24 protein-coding genes are annotated in these 24332 nt (G+C 42.3%); 9 read left to right on the top strand and 15 right to left on the bottom strand.

Annotation, left to right across the window (positions count from 1 at the left end):
- The first annotated feature begins 5 nt into the window (after nucleotides 1–5).
- On the top strand, nucleotides 6–1076 hold the full coding sequence (locus JS40_RS09905) for an endonuclease/exonuclease/phosphatase family protein (RefSeq protein ID WP_034260212.1): 1071 nt from the start codon (nucleotides 6–8) through the stop codon (nucleotides 1074–1076).
- A gap of 36 nt (nucleotides 1077–1112) precedes the next feature.
- Here the strand turns inward: JS40_RS09905 and JS40_RS09900 are convergent, their stop codons facing one another.
- From JS40_RS09900 to uvrC, 12 genes are all read right to left on the bottom strand, one after another.
- Nucleotides 1113–1532, bottom strand: coding sequence for a response regulator (locus JS40_RS09900; protein WP_034260211.1), 420 nt, complete (start codon nucleotides 1530–1532; stop codon nucleotides 1113–1115).
- Nucleotide 1533: 1 nt separating this feature from the next.
- A complete protein-coding gene (locus tag JS40_RS14840) occupies nucleotides 1534–2958 on the bottom strand; it encodes a sensor histidine kinase (RefSeq protein ID WP_051957550.1) in 1425 nt (474 codons plus the stop codon).
- Nucleotides 2959–2966: 8 nt separating this feature from the next.
- On the bottom strand, nucleotides 2967–3503 hold the full coding sequence (locus tag JS40_RS09890; protein WP_051957549.1) for a response regulator: 537 nt from the start codon (nucleotides 3501–3503) through the stop codon (nucleotides 2967–2969).
- Nucleotides 3504–3605: 102 nt separating this feature from the next.
- Nucleotides 3606–4049, bottom strand: coding sequence for a hypothetical protein (locus JS40_RS09885; protein ID WP_034262344.1), 444 nt, complete (start codon nucleotides 4047–4049; stop codon nucleotides 3606–3608).
- Nucleotides 4050–4147: 98 nt separating this feature from the next.
- Nucleotides 4148–6724 carry a TonB-dependent receptor gene (locus JS40_RS09880; protein ID WP_034260210.1) on the bottom strand — a complete coding sequence of 859 codons (2577 nt, stop codon included), beginning with the start codon at nucleotides 6722–6724 and terminating at the stop codon, nucleotides 4148–4150.
- 183 nt (nucleotides 6725–6907) lie between these two features.
- The gene (locus JS40_RS09875; RefSeq protein ID WP_051957548.1) at nucleotides 6908–8131 is read right to left on the bottom strand and encodes a peptidoglycan DD-metalloendopeptidase family protein; all 1224 of its coding nucleotides are present in this window, start codon (nucleotides 8129–8131) and stop codon (nucleotides 6908–6910) included.
- Between the two features lie 21 nt (nucleotides 8132–8152).
- Complete coding sequence (locus JS40_RS09870) at nucleotides 8153–9085, bottom strand: tryptophan 2,3-dioxygenase family protein (protein WP_034260209.1); 933 nt, start codon at nucleotides 9083–9085, stop codon at nucleotides 8153–8155.
- Nucleotides 9086–9088: 3 nt separating this feature from the next.
- Entirely contained in the window at nucleotides 9089–9859 is a 771-nt protein-coding gene (locus tag JS40_RS09865; protein ID WP_034260208.1) for a DUF3108 domain-containing protein, read from the bottom strand.
- Between the two features lie 100 nt (nucleotides 9860–9959).
- Nucleotides 9960–11120, bottom strand: a complete 1161-nt coding sequence (gene hppD, locus JS40_RS09860; protein ID WP_034260207.1) for a 4-hydroxyphenylpyruvate dioxygenase — start codon at nucleotides 11118–11120, stop codon at nucleotides 9960–9962.
- Between the two features lie 275 nt (nucleotides 11121–11395).
- Nucleotides 11396–12556, bottom strand: a complete 1161-nt coding sequence (locus tag JS40_RS09855; protein WP_034260206.1) for a homogentisate 1,2-dioxygenase — start codon at nucleotides 12554–12556, stop codon at nucleotides 11396–11398.
- A 60-nt stretch (nucleotides 12557–12616) separates the two neighbouring features.
- Nucleotides 12617–14851, bottom strand: coding sequence for a patatin-like phospholipase family protein (locus JS40_RS09850; protein WP_034260205.1), 2235 nt, complete (start codon nucleotides 14849–14851; stop codon nucleotides 12617–12619).
- The gene (gene uvrC, locus JS40_RS09845) at nucleotides 14848–16644 is read right to left on the bottom strand and encodes an excinuclease ABC subunit UvrC (protein ID WP_034260204.1); all 1797 of its coding nucleotides are present in this window, start codon (nucleotides 16642–16644) and stop codon (nucleotides 14848–14850) included. The genes JS40_RS09850 and uvrC overlap by 4 nt, the downstream gene beginning before the upstream one ends.
- A gap of 144 nt (nucleotides 16645–16788) precedes the next feature.
- Here uvrC and JS40_RS09840 point away from each other — a divergent pair, with 144 nt between their 5' ends.
- The 8 genes from JS40_RS09840 (at nucleotide 16789) to JS40_RS09810 (ending at nucleotide 22546) form a co-directional block, all read left to right on the top strand.
- Entirely contained in the window at nucleotides 16789–17661 is an 873-nt protein-coding gene (locus JS40_RS09840) for an ATP-grasp domain-containing protein (RefSeq protein WP_034260203.1), read from the top strand.
- A 92-nt stretch (nucleotides 17662–17753) separates the two neighbouring features.
- Nucleotides 17754–18185: an ATP-dependent zinc protease family protein gene (locus JS40_RS09835; RefSeq protein ID WP_034260202.1), complete on the top strand. Its 432-nt coding sequence runs from the start codon at nucleotides 17754–17756 to the stop codon at nucleotides 18183–18185.
- A complete protein-coding gene (gene rimK, locus JS40_RS09830) occupies nucleotides 18175–19047 on the top strand; it encodes a 30S ribosomal protein S6--L-glutamate ligase (RefSeq protein WP_034260201.1) in 873 nt (290 codons plus the stop codon). The genes JS40_RS09835 and rimK overlap by 11 nt, the downstream gene beginning before the upstream one ends.
- A 2-nt stretch (nucleotides 19048–19049) precedes the next feature.
- A complete protein-coding gene (locus JS40_RS09825; protein WP_034260200.1) occupies nucleotides 19050–20054 on the top strand; it encodes a succinylglutamate desuccinylase/aspartoacylase family protein in 1005 nt (334 codons plus the stop codon).
- Complete coding sequence (locus tag JS40_RS09820) at nucleotides 20051–20620, top strand: 5-formyltetrahydrofolate cyclo-ligase (RefSeq protein ID WP_034260199.1); 570 nt, start codon at nucleotides 20051–20053, stop codon at nucleotides 20618–20620. Before JS40_RS09825 ends, JS40_RS09820 begins: the two co-directional genes overlap by 4 nt.
- 29 nt (nucleotides 20621–20649) lie before the next feature.
- Nucleotides 20650–20934: a CD225/dispanin family protein gene (locus JS40_RS09815; RefSeq protein WP_034260198.1), complete on the top strand. Its 285-nt coding sequence runs from the start codon at nucleotides 20650–20652 to the stop codon at nucleotides 20932–20934.
- Complete coding sequence (locus tag JS40_RS15670) at nucleotides 20906–21304, top strand: DUF2752 domain-containing protein (RefSeq protein WP_084677473.1); 399 nt, start codon at nucleotides 20906–20908, stop codon at nucleotides 21302–21304. The genes JS40_RS09815 and JS40_RS15670 overlap by 29 nt, the downstream gene beginning before the upstream one ends.
- Before the next feature lie 93 nt (nucleotides 21305–21397).
- A complete protein-coding gene (locus tag JS40_RS09810) occupies nucleotides 21398–22546 on the top strand; it encodes a sensor histidine kinase (RefSeq protein WP_051957547.1) in 1149 nt (382 codons plus the stop codon).
- Between the two features lie 24 nt (nucleotides 22547–22570).
- On the opposite strand, the gene JS40_RS09805 is transcribed toward JS40_RS09810, so the two are convergent.
- The 3 genes from JS40_RS09805 to JS40_RS09795 form a co-directional block, all read right to left on the bottom strand.
- Nucleotides 22571–23197 carry a lipoprotein signal peptidase gene (locus JS40_RS09805; RefSeq protein ID WP_034260197.1) on the bottom strand — a complete coding sequence of 209 codons (627 nt, stop codon included), beginning with the start codon at nucleotides 23195–23197 and terminating at the stop codon, nucleotides 22571–22573.
- A gap of 67 nt (nucleotides 23198–23264) precedes the next feature.
- Nucleotides 23265–23894 carry a hypothetical protein gene (locus JS40_RS09800; protein WP_034260196.1) on the bottom strand — a complete coding sequence of 210 codons (630 nt, stop codon included), beginning with the start codon at nucleotides 23892–23894 and terminating at the stop codon, nucleotides 23265–23267.
- Between the two features lie 52 nt (nucleotides 23895–23946).
- The gene (locus JS40_RS09795; protein WP_034260195.1) at nucleotides 23947–24330 is read right to left on the bottom strand and encodes a TraR/DksA family transcriptional regulator; all 384 of its coding nucleotides are present in this window, start codon (nucleotides 24328–24330) and stop codon (nucleotides 23947–23949) included.
- Between the last annotated feature and the right edge of the window lie 2 nt (nucleotides 24331–24332).

The raw sequence follows: 24332 nt of genomic DNA, 5'->3' as shown, positions 1-24332 counted from the left end.
CTTTAATGAAGTTACAATATCTATTTATTACCCTATTCTTAGTGTCAATAACCCTTGCAAGTGCTCAAGAGAAGAAGACTTACAAGGTGAATACCATCGCATTTTACAATGTGGAGAATTTATTCGATTTTGAAGACGATCCCCTCACTTTTGACGACGACCGAACTCCAACAGGAAAAGATCATTGGACCGAAGAAATCTACAATGCGAAATTAGCCAATATGGCTCAGGTCATTTCTGAAATTGGAAGTGATGTCACGGGCACGGCTCCTGCGCTCATAGGTGTTTGTGAAACCGAAAACAGAAAAGTTTTGGAGGATCTTGTAAATCAAGAGCCTTTAAGACAAAAGGATTACGGGATCATACAATTCGATTCTCCCGATCGCCGGGGAATCGATGTAGCCCTTCTGTACCAGAAAAAATTGTTCACACCCACCAACTACGAAGCTGTTCCCTTATATATTTATGATGATAATGACACTACGAAACGCGTTTATACCAGAGATCAATTGGTGGTAAGCGGTATGCTGGATGGCGAGAAGATCCACCTCATCGTAAATCACTGGCCTTCCAGAAGTGGCGGAGAGGCCCGTAGTCGTCCAAAGCGCATCAAGGCTGCCCAATTGAACAAAAAGATCATCGATTCGCTGTTTAGTGAAGACCCTTATGCCAAGATCATTACCATGGGGGATTTCAACGATGATCCTACCAGCCCGAGTGTCAAGGAGATCCTTGAAGCCAAAGAAGATCGGGAAGAAGTTAAGATTAAGGAACTTTACAATCCTATGGAAGAAATGTATCGAAAAGGATTAGGAACACTTGCATGGCGGGATGGATGGAATCTTTTTGATCAAATGATCGTTTCTTCCGAATTACTTAAGAAGGATTATTCATCTTATCGCTTCTATAAAGCCGGAATCTATAATAAGACCTATCTTGCCAATCCAAAAGGACGTTATAAGGGATATCCGTATCGAAGTTATGCCGACGGAGGTTATACCGGAGGGTACAGCGATCACTTCCCTGTGTATCTGTATCTCATTAAAGAGGCCGAAGACGAACCTGCAAATGACTAAAAGAAAAAACGCTCCTTACGGGAGCGTTTTTGGTATCTAAGCAGTAAATCGATCCGGAAAATGCTTTTCCAGGATGTCGTACAGTCTATCTCTGGTAAGCGGTTTGTTCTCAAACCGATTGATGTTTGGGTTTTGAGATGCCTTGACGCGGTCTTCCTCGCTGCTGGAAGTCGTCAACATAGTGATCACTATCCCTCCTTTTTTGTCGATATGCAGATCTTTATAATGCTCTAAAAACTCCCAGCCGTTCATGCCGGGCATATTGATATCTAAAAAGATAAGATCGGGTTTGGGATATTCCTTTTCAACCAATGTTGAGAGATATTCCAACGCTTCCTCTCCTGAGTATTTAATAATAATCTCTTTGGCTACATTTTCCTTTTTAAGCAGTCGCTCATGGACGAAATTATCTGATTCAGAATCGTCGATGAGAAGAATTTTTTCTAATCTGTTCATATCACGAAGTTAAATCTTTTTTTAGAATAACCATAAACGAAGTACCCTCCCCTTCCTTTGAATCCACTGAGATGATCCCGCCGTGCAGTTCGGTGATTTTTTTGCAAAAGGCTAACCCGATTCCTTGGCCGCTATAGACTGTTTCACTGTGGAGACGGGTAAACATATCGAATATTTTTGTTAGGTATTTCCTTGGGATACCTATGCCATTATCTCTAATTGTTATTTGATAATTGTTCTTCGATTCGTAAACTTCAATGTGAATAACTGGCTTTCGGTCTTCAGGAACAAATTTTAAACTATTCCCTATAAGGTTTGAAAATAGTTGTTTCAGCTCGATACGGTATCCTTGTAAGGTGGGTAATGCTTCGGAATGGATCACGGCGCCGCTTTCTTCAAAACGCTGCGAAAAGTCTTTTTTAATATTCTCTAAAATAATATTGAGGTCCACTGTTTCTATTTCACCCGATCTTCCAATCCTGCTGTATTGCAGCAAACCATTGATTAGGTTGCGCATACGGGTAGTCGCGCCTTTGATAAATTCGAAATAGGTATGTGCCTCTTCGTCTAACTTTTGGGCATAATCTTCTTCAAAAATGGTCACAAAATTATCTACTGTACGCAAGGGTTCTTGCAAATCGTGGGAAGCGATATAGGCAAATTGGTTGAGTTCTTTGTTCTTTTCCTGAAGCTGTTCAATGAGTTGTTCATTAATAGCCATCTGTTTCTGTCGTAATTCGATCTCAGTATTCTTTAGATCGATCTCTTTATTAAGGATTTCATTCGCCTTGTTGAGTCGCCCCACAATAGGAATTAATTGCCCTTTAATACGCGAGAGGCCATACACCATATAGCCAATTCCCAAAAGCACTAATATAATTGTAGCGTAATAATAAAGGTTGAAATTTTGATTCCTCCCGGCGAACATTTCCTCATTAAGATCGAGCATATTATCGACCTGATACGCAATATCACTTTTAAGTTGCAGGCGCGAAGGAGAAGTTACAATTGCCACCGCTTCCTCTTGATTTCCACTTTCAAAGAGAAGTAGTAAACGTTCCATCTCTTCTTGTTTTAAACGAAAGAGCGAGTCCAGTTGATAGGCATTTTTCTTTTGCCGATTATTCAAAGAAGCACTCTCGATAAGATCCTTTATTTTGACCGTAGCGAATAAGTCGGCTGCTTTGTATCGCTCTTTATTGACCTTTTCACCGGTTATAAGGAACGTCTTGTTTTTGCTTTCTGCGTCCTTTATAGCTGCGTGTGTTTCCAAAATTTTATTTCGCACTTCGGAAACCCTTAGAAGCCAGTTCTGAGACTGATAGCTCATCACTAAGATTACTCCCAGTAGGACAATGATCCCTAATAATGTTAAGAGATTTAAGTAGATGGATTTGACTATTTTTTTTGCGTGTTTTCTATGCATAGGGCAAACTAGCGTGAAAAGAGGCGTTTAAAATAATTGATAATCCCGGGCTTTTTTTCTCCTTTCGCTCCGTGCTGTCTAAAATAATCAGAATTTTTGTGATAAGAATCGGTTTCAACCCGCTGTTTGCTGATCTTTAAAAGTGCGTCCTTCTTTTCCTCCAGCAAACGAACAAACAGTGGTTCCAGCTTTTCATGCAATTGATCCATAGGATCTTTCAGAAAGAATCCCGAAGCACCTTTTTCAATAAGTGTTTCGGCACTTTCTTCTACTTTAAGCTGTCCGGTAATTACGATCACGGGGATGATCGCATTGTAATCCTTTATGATCTCGATGACATCAAAGGCATCAAAACCATTCAAATTGAAATCACAAAGAACAAAATCGGGTACATACGACTTCAACGCATTGATAAGGGAAAGTTGGGAATCTGCAAACCGAATCTCAGGGTCCTCACACGCCTTCTTAAGTTGCCGTTGCAGCAAGAAGGAGTCGGAGACCATGTCTTCCACGACTAGAAAATTAATCTTTTGTTTAATGGGCATACTCTTGTATTAGGTTGTTACTCCTAAATTACCTCATTTCTCACTGCCGTTATGCAAAAATAAGCACGTTTACTAGCTTATTTCCTAATTTATTTCTCCTTATTAATTGAACCATTGTTGCCAAGGAATCCGACTTAACATAAGTACCAATCCTAAAGCGTAGAAAATAGATAACATCTTGAACTTTGGCTTAGAAACCAGTTTCTTTTTGTGTTTTGAATAGCCAATAGTGATGAGTACTACAGTAATGATCATAATAAGCGGATGTTCCACTGCGTAAAGTCTGAATTCTGAATTTTTCATTACCGCACCCATGCCATTGTTGGATATATTCTGAAGGCCCAAAGGTGATATAAAATAGAGGATAAGACCTATCAAGAACTGAAGGTGCGTCACGATCAAGGCAAATAGTGCGATCCTAAAGTCCTTCGGATTGTATTCCTTGTTCCCTACATAACCCGCCAATGCGTTGATGGTAGCAATGAGCACTACAAAAAGAACGAGGTACGCCCACCAGGAATGAATTAGTTGAATGGTTGTATACATGGTGTTTTTGTTTTGAGTATCGTAAAGATAGTTCATATTTATAAAAGAACCGCTTCTTTCTCAAGAAGCGGTTCTTAATTAATCAATACGTCTTTTTACTAGAAATCGTACCGTAAGCTTGCATTATACGTTCTTCCTATTCCGAAGAAAATTCCAAATGCATCTTGCTGACTGATATATACCTCATTAAAGAGATTGTACACATTCCCGCGGAACGTAAGCTTGTTGCTTCCAAACAAGAATCGATAGGTAAGTCCGGCGTCTACCAAATTATAGGAACGTAGACGTTCCGGTTGATAGGTCATTCCTGCTTGCGCCGCTTCGATCACATCGCTTGGGTCCACAAATCCATAAAGATCTGCATAGATATTATAATCGGCGTCCACGCTTAGACCATCGGTAATGTTCCAGCTGGCTCCTGCTCCAAACGAAGTTTGTGCAGCGTTCCCCACTTTCGTTCCTGAAAGATCCAGCGTTCCGCTTTGAATGAATGCTCCTGTATCGTCGTTTTGACGGGTGAAAGGCGTTGATCCTTCAAACTTCCAGTTACCAATAGAACCAAAACCACGTAATTTCCAGCCTCCACCATCGGGACGGTATTCAAAATCGAATTCAACTCCTTGGTGCAACTGCGTTACGTCGGTATAACGATCGGTAAAACCAATAGGGTTATCCGGATCTGAGCTGTCTACACCCCCATTAGCTAAGAAACGATTACCCCATTCGGTTCTGTATATATCAAGGTTCAATCTAAAGTTTTCATTTTGAAAACGATACCCCCCTTCAATTCCGGTAATAGCTTCGTTGTCAACTTCCGGCTGGGCCAAGGCATTACTATTTCTTATATCGGCAAAGATATTGTCTAAGTAAGGCTGACGCGAATAATATCCGGCATTTGCAAAAATAGAGTGGTTCTCGTCAAAAGCATAGCCAACACCACCCTTCAAATTGTATCCGGTCTTGTTGAGCTTTTCAGACTCCCCTAACCCATCGGGAGATGCTTCAAACCGACCTTCTCTCTGGAAAGACTGGTTGGAAAATGCCCCTTGAAAGAAAGCAGAGAACCCTCCGCCAGTGTATTCCACTTGTCCAAAAACTCCTTGATAATTGATGTCTTCTGAATAGTCGTACGCAACACGTTCTTCTTCAGGAGCAAAATCGCTTAAGGCACTCCACGGGTCTGCGCCATACTCGTTAGTCAATACCCTGCCGTTATCCATAAAACCGGTCAAGCCCAGCAGATCATGAATTTGTCTAAAGTGATCCCCATGATATAAACGCACATCGAACCCTACGTTGAATGACCAATTCTCATTGGCTTCATAATTTAGATTAGAAAGTGCTCCATACCAGTTATGGTTATTAACGGACGCACGGATAAGGCGCGAGCCACTACTTTCTCCAATCCCATTCTCTGCATTTGCAATGTTATTTGCCACTAACTGGTCGAAATCTACCTGCCCAAACTCATTTCGTGGTGTCGATGCACGACCCAGGTCTCCGGTTCCTCCTCCACGTCCCCAAGACGCATACAGCACCGTGGAAAGATCGGTTTTTTCGTTGATATCAAAATCCCAATTCAAGTTAAGTACGGGTTTATGGTAATAATTTCTTCGGAAGGTTTCGCGGGTTCCGTTCAAGAATCCTGAATTCCCGTTGTATTTCTCACCGTACAATGCATAATCTTCCAGTGATTTTGAAAAGTTCTGGTCGTGATACTGTGGTGCTCCCGTGATCAAAAAGTTGAACGCGTGTTTATCGTTAGGCTTGTATCCTACTGAAAACAAATAGTTTTGACCTTGTCCTGCCGTTCCTTCAGCAAACTTTCTGTGTGCCTGCCAATAGTCCAAAAGAAACGAGAACGCCCAGCCTTTTTCATTAAGGCCGGTATCGTAAGCTGCCGTTCCTTTAAAGTAACTGTCATTACCTGCCAAGAAGCGTGTAAAACCACCTTGTTTCTTGTCGGTCGTTTTAGAGATAATGTTTACTGTACCCCCAACAGAAGAGATGGCCAGTTTTGAAGAACCCAAACCACGTTGGATCTGGATCGCATTGGCAACATCTGCCATCCCGGCCCAGTTGGACCAGAAGATACGACCGTCTTCCACACTATTGATGGGTTGACCATTTAACAGATAGGCAGTATTCGTATCGTCAAATCCACGAAGAAATACTTGGCTATCCCCAAAACCTCCGGCCTGATTGGCAACGTAGACAGAAGGAGTGTTTTTCATAGCTTCTGTAAATTCTACGTTACCCGTCGCTTTCGATTGGATCTCTCTGGCGGTAATGGTTGAAACAGCCACCGGTGTTTTGCGGTCGTCTGCCAAGTCGATAACCCCACTCCCTACGATCACGATCTCACCCAATGCATCAGCGTCGAGTTCTATCGAAATATTTCCTAGATTGGCAGTGCCGTTCGTCAAGGTATAGTTTACCTTCTTAGGTGCATAGCCCACAAACGAGATCGTTATTGAGCCTTGATCCTTAGATACATCCAAGGTGAAGTTTCCGTCAAAATCGGAAACAGTTCCGTTTAATGTGCCGGTCTCTACGATATTGGCCGTAGGCAAAGCATCACCGGTCTCATTGTCAATCAAGGTCCCGGAAACGGTTCCTTGAGAAAAAGCAGTAACACTGCCTAATAAAATAATGATGAGTAAGAATTTTTTCATGCGTGTTAGTTTTGGTTACAAATTTTGCGGCAAAAGTATCTCAAAAACAAACATCTTTCACCATTTGAAAGGTTAAGAAATCAACAATAAAAAATCATTGATTAAAAGTAGCATGAAATAGGTAAGATATTAATTAACAGTAGTTTAATTAATAACAAGGTTATCAACAAATTGGCTGAGTGTCTAATATTCAATACAATCCAGTTGGTCCTTTAACGGGTGCATGAACTGAAAATAATCCTCGTGATATTCTGCAGGAAGTGGTTTAGAGAAAGGCAAGTCTTCTTTAAATGGGTCTACTTGTTTGCCGTTTTTCCAAAAACGATAACAGACGTGCGGGCCTCCGGTATTTCCGGTCATCCCAATCCATCCAATCACGTCCCCTTGACGCACATATTCTCCCACGCGAACATTTCGCTTCTTCATATGCAGGTATTGGGTTTCGAACGTGCTGTTATGCTTGATCTTTACATAATTCCCGTTACCCCCGCGATGTTCCGATTTGGTCACTGTGCCATCGGCAGTAGCTAGGATGGGTGTTCCTAAAGGAGCAGCAAAATCGGTCCCTTTGTGAGGTCGTAATTTATAACCGTAGTATTTAATACGTCGGTTCAAATTGTATCGGGAAGAGATCCTGAAGTTGAATTTAATAGGTGATTTTAAAAATGCACGACGCAGATTATCTGCTTTATCATCGTAATAATCGGCAATATTATTGATACTATCGGTTTGGTAGTTGAAAGCATAAAGCGGCTTCCCTCGGTGTTCAAAATACGCAGCCTTAATATCCTCCAAACCTGCCGAGATGGTGTCATTGATAAACTTTTCGGTATAGACTACTTTAAACCGATCTCCTTCCTGAAGGTGGAAAAAGTTAACCGTCCACGCAAAGATATTCGCCAAACGGTCTGTCATATACGGACTTAAATTTCGATCCTGCATGGTTTCAGAAAGCGAGCTAGTGATCACTCCCGAAGCTACACGTTCTTCAAATCGAATGGGTTTTGTATCATTATAACAATTCACAGAATCGCGAAAATCCACGACCGCAAAATCTGTCTTGTTCTTTTCGTAAATAAATACTTGGGTCGTATTCAGTGAGTCTTTTGAATTGAGAAGTACGTAGGGTTTTCCAACCACGATACGCCGTACATCAAAACTATCCTTGAACTTGTTCGCTACTTCAAAAATCTTTTGTTGAGGCACCCCATTTGCATCCAAGATCACGCCAAAGGTATCACCGGGGCGAATGGTGTCGCGTATCACGTTGAAATCGTTGAGCGTATAACCGTATTCTTCAATGAGGGGGATCTCTTCAATTAGTTCTTCTTCGAGGATATCATCTTTGGTCGACTCGCAACCAATAAAAGCGAAAATTAGGGGGAGTAGATATGTTAGTTTCTTCAATTTCAGTATTCTTTTTCTTTGCTATACATTCTTTCCCCAATCTTTTAATTCCTGCTCGGTCCATACTTCGGGGAAAAAGATGCGCCGCTGGTATTTTGGATGCATGTATTTGGTCCATTCGCTCCCTCCTGTTGCTTCTACCGCCTCATTATTCATGTTTAAATACTTATTGGCCGTATTGTAATGAGACATTACCCATGTAACGTTGACCGTGTAATCATAATGACGCATCGCATCCCTTAATTTTGGGTCCTCTTTTACTTCTTGAGGGAGCTCTTTAAATTTTGCGTACAAATTTATAGTATTATATTCTTCTGCAAAGGTTATAAATTCGTTTTTATACTTTTCTTCAAAAGCCTTTAATAAATACGACTTTTTTCCGGTTTTGTAATCTTTTCCTGCAGCTTGCCAGTAGAGATGTTCCAGTGCATGCTCAAAGGGTGTGTTTCGATCGATGGTTTCCCGAAAACGTGCGTCGATCAAATTGATGAGATCGGTGGATGCGAATTCGATCTTTCTGTATTGTGCACTCTGAAAACCACTGGCCGGAGTCAAGGTAGTTCGAAATTTCATATATTGTTCTACTTCCATTCCTTCCCCCATAATGGTGAAGGATGAAGTGAGCATATCGAAATAACGACTGATACGCATCAATTTAGTCGAAAAGAATGAGGCCGTTATCTTCTTTGTATGGGCCACCTGGTTGATCTCCCAAAGGATCATCTTGAACAAAAGCTCATTGATTTGATGGTACATGATAAACACCATCTCATCGGGCAAGGTGGTGCGTTGCGTCTGTAGGTTTAAAAGGGCATCGGTTTGGATATAATCCCAATAGGTCATGGGTTTACCATACAACAGACCTTCTAAATGCGTATCTAGATCCTGGCCTATTGCATTGTATTTGGCATCGAGCTGTTCCAGTAATTTTTGGGTCTCGGGGGTTATCTTCATAGATTAGTCTGCAATAATTTTAAACGGATGTTTTAATCCCTTAAATTGAATTAATGTTGCTTTTAACGAGCCTACAGCAAGATCGGCCTTGATGAGCATTGGCATTTTGTTTTCATCGTCACTCACCCACACCGTCAAACTCTCCTTCTCTTTAAAAACCCTTCCTGCTTGCACATAGGGTCGAAAGATTAGACACTGCACTTTCCCAAAGGTAGTTTTTAAGGTTTCTCTGCCCAAAAATTTTAATCGAAACTTGTAATTCTCTTTATCGAAGAACATGTCCATATCTACGGTGTCGCCTTCCTGCAAATTACTTACGTCCAAATTATTTCGCAAGTAGTAAAAAGAAGATACCATGTCTTGGGCGTTCTTCGGAAAGGAAACTAAGTCCTTTTCATTATGTTTTTTATTATATACCAGCGCTTTATTGGTATCGTGATTGAAATCGATCTGAATGTCCTTGGTGTGCCCCCCTTCGTCGATCTTTCTAATAAACCGATAGGGGATATCCTTCTTCTTATCCACATAGGATTGGTAATAATCTTCTACCGGAAAGAACCACTTGGACATACCTATGGTATGACCTTCTCCCTTGATATGATAGACCTCTTTACCGTTTAGGAAAGCATTGTCGACTCCCAATGTGGCATAGCCTGCTGTAACAAACCCATAATGTACCCGAAACTTGAACCATTCCCCATTATCATAGGCTTTGTTCTGGGCCATCACGGTCCCGACCGTACAGAGAAGTAGTATTATAAGTAGCTTTTTCATAGATTTGGGTCTTTGGTACTTTGTAGCACATACAACATCTGTTCCAAATTGGAGAACCTCACCTTACTAGACGATGGGATTTTAATATTGTTACATCGTGTTATAGCGTTCCACGCTGCGCTTGCTCTCGCTCTATAGACTCGAATAAAGCCTTAAAATTACCGGCGCCAAATCCTTTGGCTCCCATACGCTGAATGATCTCAAAGAACAGAGTAGGCCTGTCCTCCACAGGTTTTGTGAAAATCTGCAACAAATAGCCTTCCTCATCGGCATCGACTAAAATAGAGAGCTTTTGAAGTTCCTTCAGGTCTTCTTTCATAACATCCATGTGAGCTCCCAGGCGTCTCGGGATATCATCGTAATACGCTTGTGGTGGTGGCGGTAAAAATTCCACCCCTCTGTCTTTTAGTTGGGCAACGGTTTTTATAATATCATCGGTAGCAACAGCAAGGTGTTGTACACCTGCACCTTCATAGAAGTCCAAATATTCCTCAATCTGAGATCGCTTGGCACCTTTTGCAGGTTCGTTGATCGGAAATTTAATACGTCCGTTCCCGTTGCTCATCACTTTGCTCATAAGCGCAGAATATTCGGTGTGTATTTGTTTGTCGTCGAAGGATAAGAAATTCACAAATCCCATCACCTCCTCATACCATTTTACCCAGGTGTTCATTTGGCCCCAACCCACATTGCCTACCATGTGATCTATATATTTTAAGCCCGTGGGTGTTGGGTTATAATCGCTTTTCCATTCTCTAAAGCCGGGAAGGAAGGTTCCTTTGTAGTTTTTCCGTTCTACGAACATATGGACCGTTTCTCCATAGGTATAGATCCCTGCTCGCACCACTTCCCCGTTCTCATCCTTCTCCACGGTTGGTTCCATGTAGCTCTTAGCACCTCGTTTGGTGGTTTCCTCGTATGCGCTTCGAGCGTCGTCTACCCATAAGGCGATGACCTTAACACCATCTCCGTGTTTCACGATGTGGTCGTTGATTGGTGAACTGCTGTTAAGTGGTGTGGTAAGCACCAAACGAATCTTGTCCTGTTTAAGAACATAGCTCACGCTATCTTTGGAACCGGTCTCCAAACCTTTATATGCATACGACTGAAAGCCGAATGCTGTTTTATAAAAGTGTGCCGATTGTTTGGCGTTCCCTACATAGAATTCTACGTAATCTGTTCCTAAAAGCGGCAAAAAGTCCTCCGCTCCTTCAAAGATCTTTTCCAATCCGTAGTCTACTGATTTTATTTCTTTACTCATTGTCCTTATTTTAGATTCAAGAAGTAAGAAAATGACTTGGTAGTTTATTTTGAAAAACCGATGGTCATTTTCTGAAATCTAATATTTTTTCTTGAATTCGTGTTTACTTTTCTTGTGTATTATATTTTCGATTAAAACTATAATTAGCTCTGTTTCAAGTTAAAATGACGGCCCTAGTGCTAATATTTTAACTCTAGCGCCTAGCCCCGATTGAAGCGGCATCCTCCCAACACAGTTGGGAGATACAGCTGAAAGCGGGAAAAAGCTCCTAATGCTTATTCTTCAAGCCATGATTGGTAATAGGAGTCATCGGCTATCGATAAGGCTTCTTCGGTTACTTTTAATGGTTTGAACGTGTCGACCATAACAGCTAATTCGTCGGTCTTTGTCTTTCCTATACTTCTTTCGGTGGCTCCCGGATGCGGTCCATGGGGTATTCCTGCGGGATGTAAAGAAATATGCCCGGCATCAACATCGTTACGGCTCATAAAGTCGCCATCGACATAGTACAGGACCTCATCACTGTCTATGTTGCTATGGTTGTACGGGGCCGGGATGCTCAATGGGTGATAATCGTACAATCGCGGAACAAAACTACATACCACAAAGGCATCGGTCTCGAAGGTTTGATGTACCGGTGGCGGTTGATGAATGCGTCCCGTGATTGGTTCGAAATCGTGGATAGAGAAGGCATACGGATAGTTATACCCATCGTATCCCACTACGTCAAAGGGATGGCTCGCGTATACCATTTCAATGATCTCATCCTGTTTCTTGACCTTTATAAGGAAATCTCCGTTCTCATTATTGGTTTCCAGCACTTCCGGCTTTCTAATATCGCGCTCACAAAAAGGGGCGTGCTCTAACAGTTGTCCAAACCAGTTGCGGTAGCGTTTTGGGGTATAAATAGGTCTGTTCGACTCTACTATGAACAAGCGGTTATCCTCCGTATCGAACTCCATTTTATAGATAATCCCTCGTGGCACTAGGAGATAATCCCCGTACTTAAACTCAAGATTTCCCATATGGGTGCGTAGGGTTCCGGTGCCTTTGTGAACAAAGATGAGCTCATCTGCATCGGTATTCTTGTAAAAATACTCGGTTTGGGAATGTCTGGGAGCGGCCAGAATGATATTACAGTCACTGTTGGTGAGAATCACCTTCCTGCTTTTAAGATAATCGTTTTCCGGGGGAACTTGAAACCCGCGAAACCGGTACGATTGTATATTGTTAGGCTTTGCGACCTTTGGCGCGATGCTGTATTGGTCTTTAATCTCTTTTACCTGTGTTGGGCGTTGTTCGTGATAGAGGTTGCTATACATCCCATCGAAACCGATCGTCCCGAAAAGTTGCTCGGCATAGAGGGACCCATCCGGTTTTCGAAATTGTATATGTCGTTTGGGCGGTATCTTTCCCAAGCTGTGATAGAAAGGCATATTGTGTTGATTTACTACACAAATATCGGAAAAATAACGCGGAGTTTTGGTAAGATTTTATTAAAACCTGAATCCTACACTTACGTACCAATTGCTTTCGTCTAACTCCGGTGAATAGGCGTATTTAACCTCCATAGGACCCAGGAAGGTTTCCAGACCGTACCCCAATGCAAACCCACTGTAATCCACCCCATCGATCCATTGGCCGGTAGTAAAGAGACGGTCTCCCACGTTGGCGATGTTCCCCGAAATATTGAGATGGTTTTTTTTGAAGAGTTCATAATCCAGCGTAAGTGTGGATTTCAAATAAGTATCACCGCGTAAGCTCATTGCTTCATAGCCATAGAGTGAAATGAGGTTGTTCAAATTCCTGAAACCGTATCCCCCCACAAAAAAATCTAATGAATTGGTCGTTGAGCCACCTATTTTAAATCCGCCTTCGGTAGAGACGATCATTGAAAATTTGGGCGTAAAAGAGGTAGCATACGCCATTTTAGCTTTGGAGATGGAAAATTGATCGAAGTTGTTATTAATACCTTCAGCAAAGACGTAGAGGTGAAAGTCTCCCTTAAAGAAGAGCCCATCGTTTGGAAAATAACTATTATCGAAGGTGTCGTATTTTAGATAACCGTAGGCACTAAAGTAGTTGGTGTTCTCGAAAATAGTTCTTGGGTTGTTCTGGTCGTCTATCCCGATCGTCTCAGAAAGGTAGCGAAGCCATTTGTGCTCTACCCCCATTCCTAAAAGAAAGGTTCTTCGGAACAGCGTTTCTACATATACCTGATTGGTAACGTCGCCATATTTTAGCGAGATCTGATTAAGTTGTGTGTCGGTAGGCGAAATGGATTCATTGGTGATAAAGTCGATAGGTACGTCTTTATCAAAAAAACTAAACCTTGAGTTCAACCCGATGCTCCAGTAATATCCCTTATCGATATAATAGTCGAAGTTATACCGGATGTTGTCCCCAACGATGAAATCGAAGGAAACGATGTCATTATTTGTAAACAATCGTTTTCTTGTTACGTTGATAAGAGCAGCCGTTCGAAACAGGTCGTCGTAATGAGCTCCTAATCGCAGCAAGGTGTTCGATGCACTTTCACGCAAATTGAGCAGCACACTTGTTTTACCATTCTCATCCTCTTCGAGACGATAATTAATGTCTTGGAAATTTCCTGTTGCCGATAGGTTATTGATACCTTCATTAAAGCGTTTATAGGATGTCTTCCCCGGTGTAAAAAGTTTCAGTTTTCCCAAAACATAACTTCGTGTGTAATTTTTAAGACCCTCGATCTCTACATTCTTGATATATAACGAATCCCTCGTAACAAAATCTACCGGTTCTCTAAGGTTCCCTTTTTGACGGGCGGCAATCTCCAGTAGCTCCTCCCTGAAGGATTGAGCTTCCCGCTCCCCGGCAGAGACAATACTGTCTCCTTGATTAAACGCTACTACAGTGAATTCATCGATATTGGGATGTATGTAGATGTCGGTACGTTTTCGCTTCTTTGCCATATCGTTGATGGTGCGGTAATTATTAATTTGTACCAGCACATCGAAAGCCGATTTAAGTTTATCCCTGCTACGAAGACTGTCTTGAACATCTACTCCAATCACAATATCGGCTCCCATGGCGCGTACCTCATCCACAGGATAATTATTGACCACCCCGCCATCCACCATGAGAACACCATCGATCTCAACCGGACTGAACAGCGATGGCAAAGCACCACTGGCAGTGATCGCCCGGGGCAAGTAGCCCTTATTAAGGATCACTTCTTTTCCTGTCTCCACGTTGGTCGCCACACAGAAGAACGGAATGGGTAATTTATTGAAATCTTCTATGGTACTTACATGGGCTGTCAATCTAGAAAGTAGATTGTAGACATTTTGACCTTTTGAAAGTGCGCTGGGAAAGGAGACCTGAAATTTGTCGAACGGAAGGGTCAATGCGTACTTTTCGGCTTCGTCCTTCTCATAAAAGGTTTTTGCGCTACGCGGAATCTCATCTTGGATCAATTTATCGAAATCGGTATTGTTGAAGATCGAATCCAATTGTGTCGCACTATACCCCGAAGCATATAAAGAGCCGATGATTGCTCCCATACTGGTGCCGCCAATATAGTCGATGCGCACCCCTGCCTCTTCTATTACCTTTAAGGCTCCAATGTGAGCCAAGCCCTTGGCACCGCCGCCACTTAGCACCAGACCTACTTTAAGGTCTTCGTTAGCTTCATTCTGCGCTACAACCCATCCTGAGAACAGGATACATACTATAAGAAGGAGTTGTTTCATGCTTGTGTTTGAAAGTGAGTAATTATCTTTTTTGCCCGGCTCGCCCCTACTACAGCGGCCAGATCCTCAAAACTGGCTGAGGCAATACGCTTTGTGCTCTTAAACTTTTGAAAGAGTTCTACAACTGTTTTTTCACCTATCCCCGGAATACTTTCTAGCGATGTGTTCAAGGCTTCCTTACTGCGTTTATCTCTGTGAAAGGAAATTCCGAAGCGATGTGCTTCATTTCGCAATTGTTGAATGATCTTGAGCGTCTCCGATTTTTTATCGAGGTACAATGGGATGGGGTCGTCCGGATAGAAGAGTTCCTCCAATCGCTTCGCAATCCCTATGATCGCAATCTTGCCTCTCAATCCCAAAGCATCCAAACTTTTTAATGCAGATGACAATTGTCCCTTTCCTCCATCTATGATGATCAATTGTGGTAAAGGTTGCTCCTCATCCAGCATTCGTTTGTATCGCCTGTAGACCACTTCTTCCATCGATGCAAAATCATCGGGGCCTTCTACCGTTTTTATATTGAATTTACGGTAATCCTTCTTGCTTGGTTTCCCGTTCTTGAAAACCACACATGCCGCCACAGGATGTGACCCTTGAATATTACTGTTATCGAAGCACTCTATATGTCTTGGCTCTTCCGATAGCCGAAGATCCTTTTTCATTTGCGCCATGATACGTTTCTCATGCCTGTCTGGATCGACGATCTTGGCTTGTTTAAAGCGTTCCATGCGATAATATTTGGCATTTCGAAGGGAGAGGTCTAAAATCTGTTTTTTATCGCCTGCTTTAGGAATGTGAACCTTTACTCCTTCTTCAACCGTAATTTTAAACGGCACGTAGATCTCCTTGGATTGTGAATGAAAACGCTGCCGCAATTCTATCACTGCCAGCTGCAACAATGCCACGTCTGATTCATCCAAACGCTTTTTGATCTCCAAGGTATGAGACCGAATGATCGCCCCAAACGATAACTGTAAAAAATTAACATAGCCATAGCTCTCGTCTGAAACGATAGAAAAAACATCGACATTATTTATTTTGGGATTGACTACTGTGGATTTCGACTGGTAGTTCTCCAAAATATCGATCTTCTCCTTGACACGTTGAGCATCTTCAAATTTCAGTGCTTCCGAATAACTTCTCATTTGTTTTTTGAATCGCGAAAGTGATTCTTTAAAATTACCCTTAACGATGTTTCGGATCGCCTCTATATTTTCGTTATACACTTCTTCAGAAAGTAATCCTTCACAAGGACCCAAACAATTTCCCAGATGATACTCGAGACAGACCTTATATTTGCCGGCACGAATTTTTTCTTCAGCCAGATCGTATGTACAGGTTCGCAAAGGATACAATCCCTTTATGAGGTCCAAGAGGGTGTGAACCGTTTTCATGCTGGTGTATGGCCCAAAATACTCAGAACCGTCTTTGATGAGCCTGCGTGTAGGAAACACACGAGGAAAACGTTCGTTCTTGATACAGATCCACGGATAGGATTTGTCGTCCTTGAGCATCACGTTGTACCTGGGCTGATACTTTTTAATGAGATTGTTCTCCAGAAGTAAAGCGTCTGTCTCTGTGGCAACAACAATGTGCTTAATATTCTTTATTTTCTTTACCAGTAAGCGCGTACGGGCGTTGTCGTGTTGCTTTGTAAAGTACGAATTGACCCTCTTTTTAAGGTTTTTTGCCTTTCCCACATACAGCAGCTTTTCATCCTTGTCGTAATATTGATATACCCCCGGAGACTCGGGGAGTGTAGAAATTTGTAAAGGTACAGATGCCTCGGCCATAGCTCAAAGATAGAAGCTATTTTGCTTTTTTAACAAGACCGTGGTTGTATTTAATGTTAAATGTGGGTTAAACCGAGCCGTGACAAAGACACGCTAAACAATCACGCTGTTTTTTTGTTAAATTGCACCGGCTAAACAGGACACATGAACATAGCGATCTTATCCCGGGGCGGTAACCTCTACTCCACCAAAAGTCTTATTCGCGCTGGCGAAGCAAGAAATCACACGATGGAAGTTCTAGACCCGGACTTGTTCCAGTTATCAGTAGAAGAGGGTAATGCAATGCTCTTATATGATGACGAACCAATTGACGACCTTCATGCTGTGATCCCACGTATTGGAGCCTCAAATACCTACTATGGCAGCAGTCTGGTAAGACAGTTTGAAGCCATGGGGATTTTTACCGTGGTAGCAGCCGAGTCTATTTTACAGTCTCGAGATAAATGGACAAGTTTTCAAATCCTTTCAAAAGCAGGGGTTGCTGTACCTAAGACGGTGCTGGTGAATTCTATAAATTTTGAGTCCCAACTAAACTGTTTTCAAAACGAGCCCATTATTATAAAATTGCTGGAAGGGACTCATGGTCACGGTGTGATCCTTGCAGAGAATGCCCATACCGCATTAGCGACCATTGAGACCTTGCATACAACCGGCGTTAAGTTTCTTTTACAGGAATTTATTGCAGAGTCCAAAGGAGCCGATGTGAGAGCTATCGTTGTGGATGGCGTCGTGGTCGCCAGTATGAAACGTCAGTGTAAAGAAGGAGATTTTCGGTCAAATTTGCACCGCGGGGGTTCCTCTGAAGTGATAAAATTAACGTACGAAGAAGAACATCTTGCACTGCGCGCGGCCAAAGCATTGCGATTGGGTGTTTGTGGTGTCGATATTCTCCAATCGCAGCGAGGCCCGCTGGTCTTAGAGGTCAATTCAACACCCGGTCTGGAAGGTATTGAAACGACTACCGGGAAGAATATCTCAAAAAGCATCATTGGCTATATCGAACGGAATAAGCGATAATTTTTAAATGAAGGATGCTGAAGAAGTCATGTCGCTGCTCAAAATTGGAAGTACATTTTAGTATCTTGCCCTTTAATAAATAAAAAAAACCTTTGAAACGAAAAATTGGCAGAATTGACAAAGCAGATTTTCCCTCGCTCAATCTGTTTGATATAGAAGTGAAGATAGACACCGGAGCGTATACTTCCACGATCCACTGTAAGAATATGGTGGTTGAGGATAACTATTTGAAATGTGTATTCCTCGATGAAGAACATCCGGCTTATCATGAAAAAGAGTTTATTTTCGATCAATATGACGTGAAAGTAGTGAAGAGTAGTAATGGGCAATCTCAGGCTCGGTACCGTATTTTAACCGATATAACGTTGTTTGGAAAGACATACCCTATTTTTCTTACCTTGAGCGACCGGGAAGAGATGCGTTATCCGGTGTTATTGGGTAGAAAATTTTTGACGAAACGATTTGTGGTGGATATTAATAACACCAATCTTTCCTATAAACTAAAAATGAAAAATGAACATTAAGATATTATCTGCAAATCCGCATTTGTATTCTACCCAACGGCTTGTTGAAGCAGCAAAGAAGCGAAAACATGAGGTTGATATTATTAATCATACCAAATGTGATATTGTTATTGAAAAGAAGAATCCCTTTATTATCTACAATGGAAAAAAGTTAGATCATACCGATGCCGTCATCCCTCGTATTGGTGCTTCTGTCACTTTCTACGGAACGGCAGTAGTGCGTCAATTTGAGATGATGCGTGTTTTCACCACCACCGAATCTCAAGCCTTGGTGCGATCACGCGATAAACTGCGAAGTTTACAAATACTTTCCCGAGCTGGACTTGGGCTGCCAAGAACGGTCTTCACCAATTATTCCAAGAATGTGAAAGAGATCGTGGAACAAGCCGGAGGTGCGCCGGTCATTATCAAATTATTGGAGGGTACACAGGGAATTGGAGTGATCCTTGCAGAGACCCGAAAGGCTGCCGAATCTGTGATAGAAGCATTCAATAATTTACAAGCGCGTGTGATCGTACAGGAATTTATTAAAGAAGCCGGGGGAGCAGATATTCGTGCCTTTATTGTGGATGGCCAAGTGGTAGGAGCCATGAAGCGTCAGGGTAAAGAAGGTGAATTCCGATCCAACCTACATCGCGGCGGACAAGCAACTGTCATCGAACTTAGTGATGAAGAGGAGATCGCAGCCCTAAAAGCGGCAAAAGCAATGGGATTGGGGATCGCAGGTGTCGATATGCTTCAAAGTGATCGCGGGCCCTTAATTTTAGAAGTAAATTCATCACCGGGTCTGGAGGGTATCGAGAAAGCTACCGGAAAAGACATCGCGACCACTATTATAAAATATATTGAACGACACGTATAATTATGGCTACAAAGGGCAATAAGGAACTTAGTATTCTTGGTCACACCATTGGTTTGGGTGAAAGCAAGACCATCGATTTCAGTATTGCCAAATTGTACACTGCCACCAAGGTAGAAATACCTGTTATCATTGAACGCGCTAAAATTCCCGGACCTGTGGTGTTATTAACGGCGGGCATTCATGGAGACGAGATCAATGGTGTAGAGATCGTACGACAGATCATCGCAAAAAAAATGAACCGCCCAAAGAAGGGAACGATCATTTGCATCCCTATACTCAATATTTTTGGATTTCTCAACGCAGATCGTGCATTTCCGGACGGTCGTGACCTAAATAGGGTCTTTCCGGGGACCAAAACCGGTTCTTTGGCAAGTCGCGTGGCTTATCAGCTCACCAAAAAGATCCTTCCTCATATTGATTACTGTCTGGATTTTCACACAGGAGGTGCCAGCAGGTTCAATGCGGCTCAAGTGCGAGTACGACCACAGGACGAAGAGTTAATGCAACTGGCTAAGGTCTTTAGTGCTCCGTTCACCGTACTTTCTGCCAATATTGACAAATCCTTCAGAACGACCTGTGCAAAGATGAATATCCCTATTTTACTGTTTGAAGGAGGAAAATCACAGGACAGCAACAAGCACATAGTGCGACAGGGCGTTGAAGGAGTGTTAAGGTTCCTCAATCATCTGGAAATGTTAAATCCGAAGCATGCCGTCCCGGAAGTAACTTCAGAAACCGTTCTTATTGAAAAGAGCAAATGGATACGCGCCCAAAAGAGCGGATTGCTTCACGTAAAGATCGAATGCAATAAACTGGTCCAAAAAGATGAGTTCCTTGCGACCATAACAGATCCTTATGGAACCAAACGGTTCAAGGTTCGTTCTCCCAATGAAGGCTATATTATAAATGTGAATCACGCCCCCATTGTACATCAAGGAGATGCGATCTTTCATATTTCCACAATAGATTCGGCGACAAGACCTCCGGAAGAAATGGATCACGAATGAGCAAAGAAGAGCTTCGACATACGTATAGACGGCGTCGCATGGCGCTTACTTCCGAAGAAATTGAAACCCTAAGCATGGCCATTGCAAACAACTGTCTCAAACTTCCTGTTTGGGAGAAGACCTATTACCATCTTTTTCTTTCTATTACTGAAAAAAAAGAAGTGAACACCGAATACTTGTTGCATATTATTCAAGGTAGGGATAAAAGTGTGATCGTCTCGAGATCTGATTTTAGATCGGGGGACATGAAGCATTTTCTGCTTCAGGAAAATACGCCACTGCGCATTTCCCCTTACGGTATCCCGGAACCCACCGAAGGTATCGAACTCCTGCCACATCAAATAGAAGTAGTGTTCGTTCCCCTACTGGCTTTTGACAGGCAGGGGCATAGAATAGGGTACGGCAAGGGGTTTTACGATCGATTCTTATCTCAATGCTCCACTCGGGCCATTTTTGTAGGACTTTCATTCTTTGAACCGGAAGCTGAGATCTTTTCAGAACCCACGGATGTGTCCCTTCATTTTTGCGTGACCCCGGAAAACGTCTATTCATTTAAGAAAACGTAGTATATTTATCTACATCTAGCCGCTTCAATATGGAACAAACTCATAATCGCGTGCAGCACCCCCCCGACAATAATTTAGTTTGGGGCATCTTATGCACCGTCCTTTGTTGCATTCCATTTGGTATCGTTTCTATTATCAAGGCCAATAAAGTGAATCAGCTATGGATGATGGGAGACCATGAAGGAGCATACAAAGCGGCTCGTGCCGCTAGAAATTGGGCCTTATGGGGTGCTTTGCTGGGCCCTGTGCTCATTATATTCTTTTATATTGTTTTCTTTGTGATCTATGCAGGCATCCTCTTTACATCCTATTAGGTTTTATAAAACAGTCTTGTTATTTGCATTGCTGGCAGGAATATTATTGGTGTACTACTCGTTTGACCCGTCCGAACATGCATTCTTTTTACCCTGTCCCTTTCATTATTTAACCGGGTTTCTCTGTCCCGGGTGTGGGTCACAACGTGCCATCCATCAATTACTGCATGGCCACATTGGACTCGCCTATAACTTGAACCCTTTGCTTGTACTTTCATTACCCTTTTTAGCGTATGGCATCTACAACAAAGTTTATAATTATCTTTTTAATACCCAGCGGCGTATCTCGCTCTTTTACAGCAACATATTCATTTACGGCTATACTGGATGTATTCTGTTTTTTTGGATCTTCAGGAATATAAGGGCTTGATCGTTTTGTAGGAGCTTGTAGGAATTTTTGAAAGATTTTACCTACATGTAATGAAAATATTGTTATATTTCGCCTCTGAAATCTAACTAATTAATGAATTTTTTGGCTCAAAAGAGAAGTAAAATTCTCATTAAAGATATCCAGAATACCCATAGACCAACGCCCCCGGTTGATGATTTCTACTATAAGGAAATCGCTCAATTGACGGCGGCAGGCGGTTTTAGTGTAGACTTTCAGGAAAAAACAAGTTTTCTCGATCCCGAAGCAAGACGTATCCTTCGCACACCTTCAGATTACAGAGCCTCTCTCAACGGGGCATTGGAGTTCTTCGCTGAAGATCACAGAGAAGCTGTACTAAAAGCATTTCAAGGAGCTGCAGCCGGAAAGTCGTATAAAGGCACAATTAAAATGCTCACCTACGATAAAAAAGAATTTTGGGCTCGAGCCATTGGCAAAGCAGTATTTAACAGTGCAAATGAAGTTATCGGATTTCGAGGTGTTTTTCAAGACATTTCTGAAGCAAAAGAAAAAGAGCTGGACCTGGAAAGTTCATTGAAGGTGATTGAGTCACAAAACACACGCTTATTCAATTTTGCAAATACCGTATCGCACAACTTACGATCGCATGCGAGCAACCTTCAGCTAACCGCCGAATTATTAGCTTCTGCCGAGTCTGTCGATGAAGAGAAGGAGTTGAAGCAAAATTTGAATGAAATTTCAGAAAATATTACAACTACCATTCGTCACCTCAACGAAATAGTCGCGATACAGGTAAAAGCAGGAGATGACAAGAAAGTAGTTTCCTTTCGGGAAACCCTGTTGCGCGTTATGCACGCCATTCAAAATCTGATCTTCACAACGGAAACGGAGATTTTCTCAGACTTTTCTGAAGTACCTGAGATCCCGTATATTCCTGCCTATATGGAGAGCATCTTTCACAATCTTATTACCAATGCCATAAAGTTCAAGCATCCCCACCGAAAGCCGGTGATCGATATTTGTACCTATAAGGACGAAGAGGGTCACACCCATCTTATGGTAAAGGACAACGGTCTGGGAATTGATCTGGAACGGTTTGGAAGTAAGCTATTTCACATTTACGAGACCTTTCATTCCAAAGAGCATGGGGCCGGCGTAGGGCTCTTTATCACTAAAAATCAAGTAGAGGCGTTGCAGGGCGTCATTGAGGTAGAAAGTACAGTGAATATTGGTACTACATTTACCATTCGCTTTGCTCAATAAACTACAGACCTTACACTTCCCTCCTTATTCCTGTGTTGACTCCTCTGTCTCCTTTTTGGTGGGAAAAGCGCGTTTATTGAAAATAATAAGTAGCGCCACACCTATACTGATACTGGAATCGGCGATGTTGAATACCGGTTCGAAGAACGTAAAATAATCACCTCCCCAAAATGGGATCCATTCGGGTAAATATCCCTTCCACAGCGGAAAATACAGCATATCTACCACCTTTCCATGAAAAAGGGTTCCGTAACCCCCGGCTTCGGGCATGAAGGCAGCAACCTGATGGTGGCTGTCACCAAAGATGATCCCGTAAAAGACCGAGTCGATAATATTCCCGAAGGCTCCTGCAAAGATCAAGGAAACAGAGACAATGAGTATGCGTGAGGCATGCTTTCGTACAGCATCCCACAGCCAATATCCAATCCCTACGATGGCTACTAATCTAAAGAGCGTTAGAAACAGTTTTCCGTAGGTCCCGGGAATCTTAGCTCCCCAGGCCATCCCCTCATTCTCAACAAAGAGAATACGAAACCAGTCGAACACCCTAATTTCTTCTCCTAAAACAAAGTGAGTTTTTATATAGACTTTTGATATTTGGTCAATCAACAGGACCAATAGAATGATGATGGTAGCTTTTTTTAAAGACATTGCAGGTTTTAATTATGTCCAAGGGCCGATTTCGATTGGGCGGACAAAGTGCACAAAAATAGTAATATTATTTGGTTTGTAGCAGTTGAATTGTGCCGGTGCGACTTTCGGCATTGATCTTATAGTCTCCCGTTGTCGGAAGTAAGTTAATCACCTCCCCTTTTTTAGAGACAGCCGTGCCGGAAACGCCTTGTGTGGCATAGACCACAATAGCACCCGTTAAGGTTTGCAGTGTGGCATTTCCCGTAAATTGCAACAGTTCACAATCGCCTTGCTCCAGTGCGACCTCTAAATGGGTAAATGTCCCAACGGCCTTCACAGATGCCAACGCCGAATGTAGTGATACCCTAAGTTTTTTAGGCACCTTAAGCACCATTTCAATTCCCAATACCTTATGAGCCGCCAGTTTATCGTTCTCAGGAACAAAATACGGGGAATATCCTGTGGACAGATGTAAGACCCCTGCTTCCTCCGTTGCTTCGATCAGGACATTTTCAAAGGTTTCTCCTTCAATGGTGGTTATCAAGTTGATAGTATTGATTTCTTCGGAAAGGATCTGCACTTTATAAACCACATCGCTCTGTAAGATCACACTGTGAATCCCGGCCACATCCCATTCTTTTTGAAGCATCTTTTGTGCGGTCAAAGCACTTGTGATACTACAAAAAAAGATGATATAGAAGACTGTTCGGATCATAAAAAAAGCCCCGAGAATTTACAGGGCTTATTATTGTGTTGTTGCAATATAATTATTTTTGCATGTTCTTGGCCTCAATGCTCAAAGTGGCATGCGGAACCAATCTGAGACGGTCCGGATTGATCAATTTTCCGGTAACACGACAAATACCATACGTCTTGTTCTCAATACGCACCAAGGCATTTTTAAGATCTCTAATAAACTTTTCCTGACGGATCGCCAATTGCGAATTTGCCTCTTTGCTCATTACTTCGCTTCCTTCATCAAATGCTTTGAATGTTGGAGAGGTATCGTCGGTTCCGTTGTTGCTGTCGTTCTTGTAGGAACTCTTGATCAACTCAAGCTGTTCTTTTGCTTTTTCGATCTTTTCCTGAATTAATTTCTTGAATTCCGCTAACTCAGCGTCGCTGTATCTATTTTTAGTTTCTTCTGCCATGA

It is taken from the genome of Altibacter lentus (assembly GCF_000746845.1).
GTDB lineage: Bacteria > Bacteroidota > Bacteroidia > Flavobacteriales > Flavobacteriaceae > Altibacter > Altibacter lentus.
The sequence above is the reverse complement of the archived record's forward strand: the minus strand, read 5'-3'. Positions and strand labels throughout refer to the sequence as shown.

What these genes read in the sequence shown, in the direction of transcription:
- JS40_RS09880 (WP_034260210.1), bottom strand. Translation starts at nt 6,724, where the DNA reads ATGAAAAAATTCTTACTCATCATTATTTTATTAGGCAGTGTTACTGCT.
- JS40_RS09855 (WP_034260206.1), bottom strand. Translation starts at nt 12,556, where the DNA reads ATGCCTTTCTATCACAGCTTGGGAAAGATACCGCCCAAACGACATATA.
- rimK (WP_034260201.1), top strand. Translation starts at nt 18,175, where the DNA reads ATGAACATTAAGATATTATCTGCAAATCCGCATTTGTATTCTACCCAA.
- JS40_RS09805 (WP_034260197.1), bottom strand. Translation starts at nt 23,197, where the DNA reads ATGTCTTTAAAAAAAGCTACCATCATCATTCTATTGGTCCTGTTGATT.
- JS40_RS15670 (WP_084677473.1), top strand. Translation starts at nt 20,906, where the DNA reads ATGCAGGCATCCTCTTTACATCCTATTAGGTTTTATAAAACAGTCTTG.
- JS40_RS09815 (WP_034260198.1), top strand. Translation starts at nt 20,650, where the DNA reads ATGGAACAAACTCATAATCGCGTGCAGCACCCCCCCGACAATAATTTA.
- JS40_RS09820 (WP_034260199.1), top strand. Translation starts at nt 20,051, where the DNA reads ATGAGCAAAGAAGAGCTTCGACATACGTATAGACGGCGTCGCATGGCG.
- JS40_RS09870 (WP_034260209.1), bottom strand. Translation starts at nt 9,085, where the DNA reads ATGAAGATAACCCCCGAGACCCAAAAATTACTGGAACAGCTCGATGCC.
- JS40_RS09800 (WP_034260196.1), bottom strand. Translation starts at nt 23,894, where the DNA reads ATGATCCGAACAGTCTTCTATATCATCTTTTTTTGTAGTATCACAAGT.
- JS40_RS09850 (WP_034260205.1), bottom strand. Translation starts at nt 14,851, where the DNA reads ATGAAACAACTCCTTCTTATAGTATGTATCCTGTTCTCAGGATGGGTT.
- JS40_RS09840 (WP_034260203.1), top strand. Translation starts at nt 16,789, where the DNA reads ATGAACATAGCGATCTTATCCCGGGGCGGTAACCTCTACTCCACCAAA.
- JS40_RS09810 (WP_051957547.1), top strand. Translation starts at nt 21,398, where the DNA reads ATGAATTTTTTGGCTCAAAAGAGAAGTAAAATTCTCATTAAAGATATC.
- uvrC (WP_034260204.1), bottom strand. Translation starts at nt 16,644, where the DNA reads ATGGCCGAGGCATCTGTACCTTTACAAATTTCTACACTCCCCGAGTCT.
- JS40_RS09825 (WP_034260200.1), top strand. Translation starts at nt 19,050, where the DNA reads ATGGCTACAAAGGGCAATAAGGAACTTAGTATTCTTGGTCACACCATT.
- JS40_RS09905 (WP_034260212.1), top strand. Translation starts at nt 6, where the DNA reads ATGAAGTTACAATATCTATTTATTACCCTATTCTTAGTGTCAATAACC.
- JS40_RS14840 (WP_051957550.1), bottom strand. Translation starts at nt 2,958, where the DNA reads ATGCATAGAAAACACGCAAAAAAAATAGTCAAATCCATCTACTTAAAT.
- JS40_RS09795 (WP_034260195.1), bottom strand. Translation starts at nt 24,330, where the DNA reads ATGGCAGAAGAAACTAAAAATAGATACAGCGACGCTGAGTTAGCGGAA.
- JS40_RS09865 (WP_034260208.1), bottom strand. Translation starts at nt 9,859, where the DNA reads ATGAAAAAGCTACTTATAATACTACTTCTCTGTACGGTCGGGACCGTG.
- hppD (WP_034260207.1), bottom strand. Translation starts at nt 11,120, where the DNA reads ATGAGTAAAGAAATAAAATCAGTAGACTACGGATTGGAAAAGATCTTT.
- JS40_RS09900 (WP_034260211.1), bottom strand. Translation starts at nt 1,532, where the DNA reads ATGAACAGATTAGAAAAAATTCTTCTCATCGACGATTCTGAATCAGAT.
- JS40_RS09885 (WP_034262344.1), bottom strand. Translation starts at nt 4,049, where the DNA reads ATGTATACAACCATTCAACTAATTCATTCCTGGTGGGCGTACCTCGTT.
- JS40_RS09890 (WP_051957549.1), bottom strand. Translation starts at nt 3,503, where the DNA reads ATGCCCATTAAACAAAAGATTAATTTTCTAGTCGTGGAAGACATGGTC.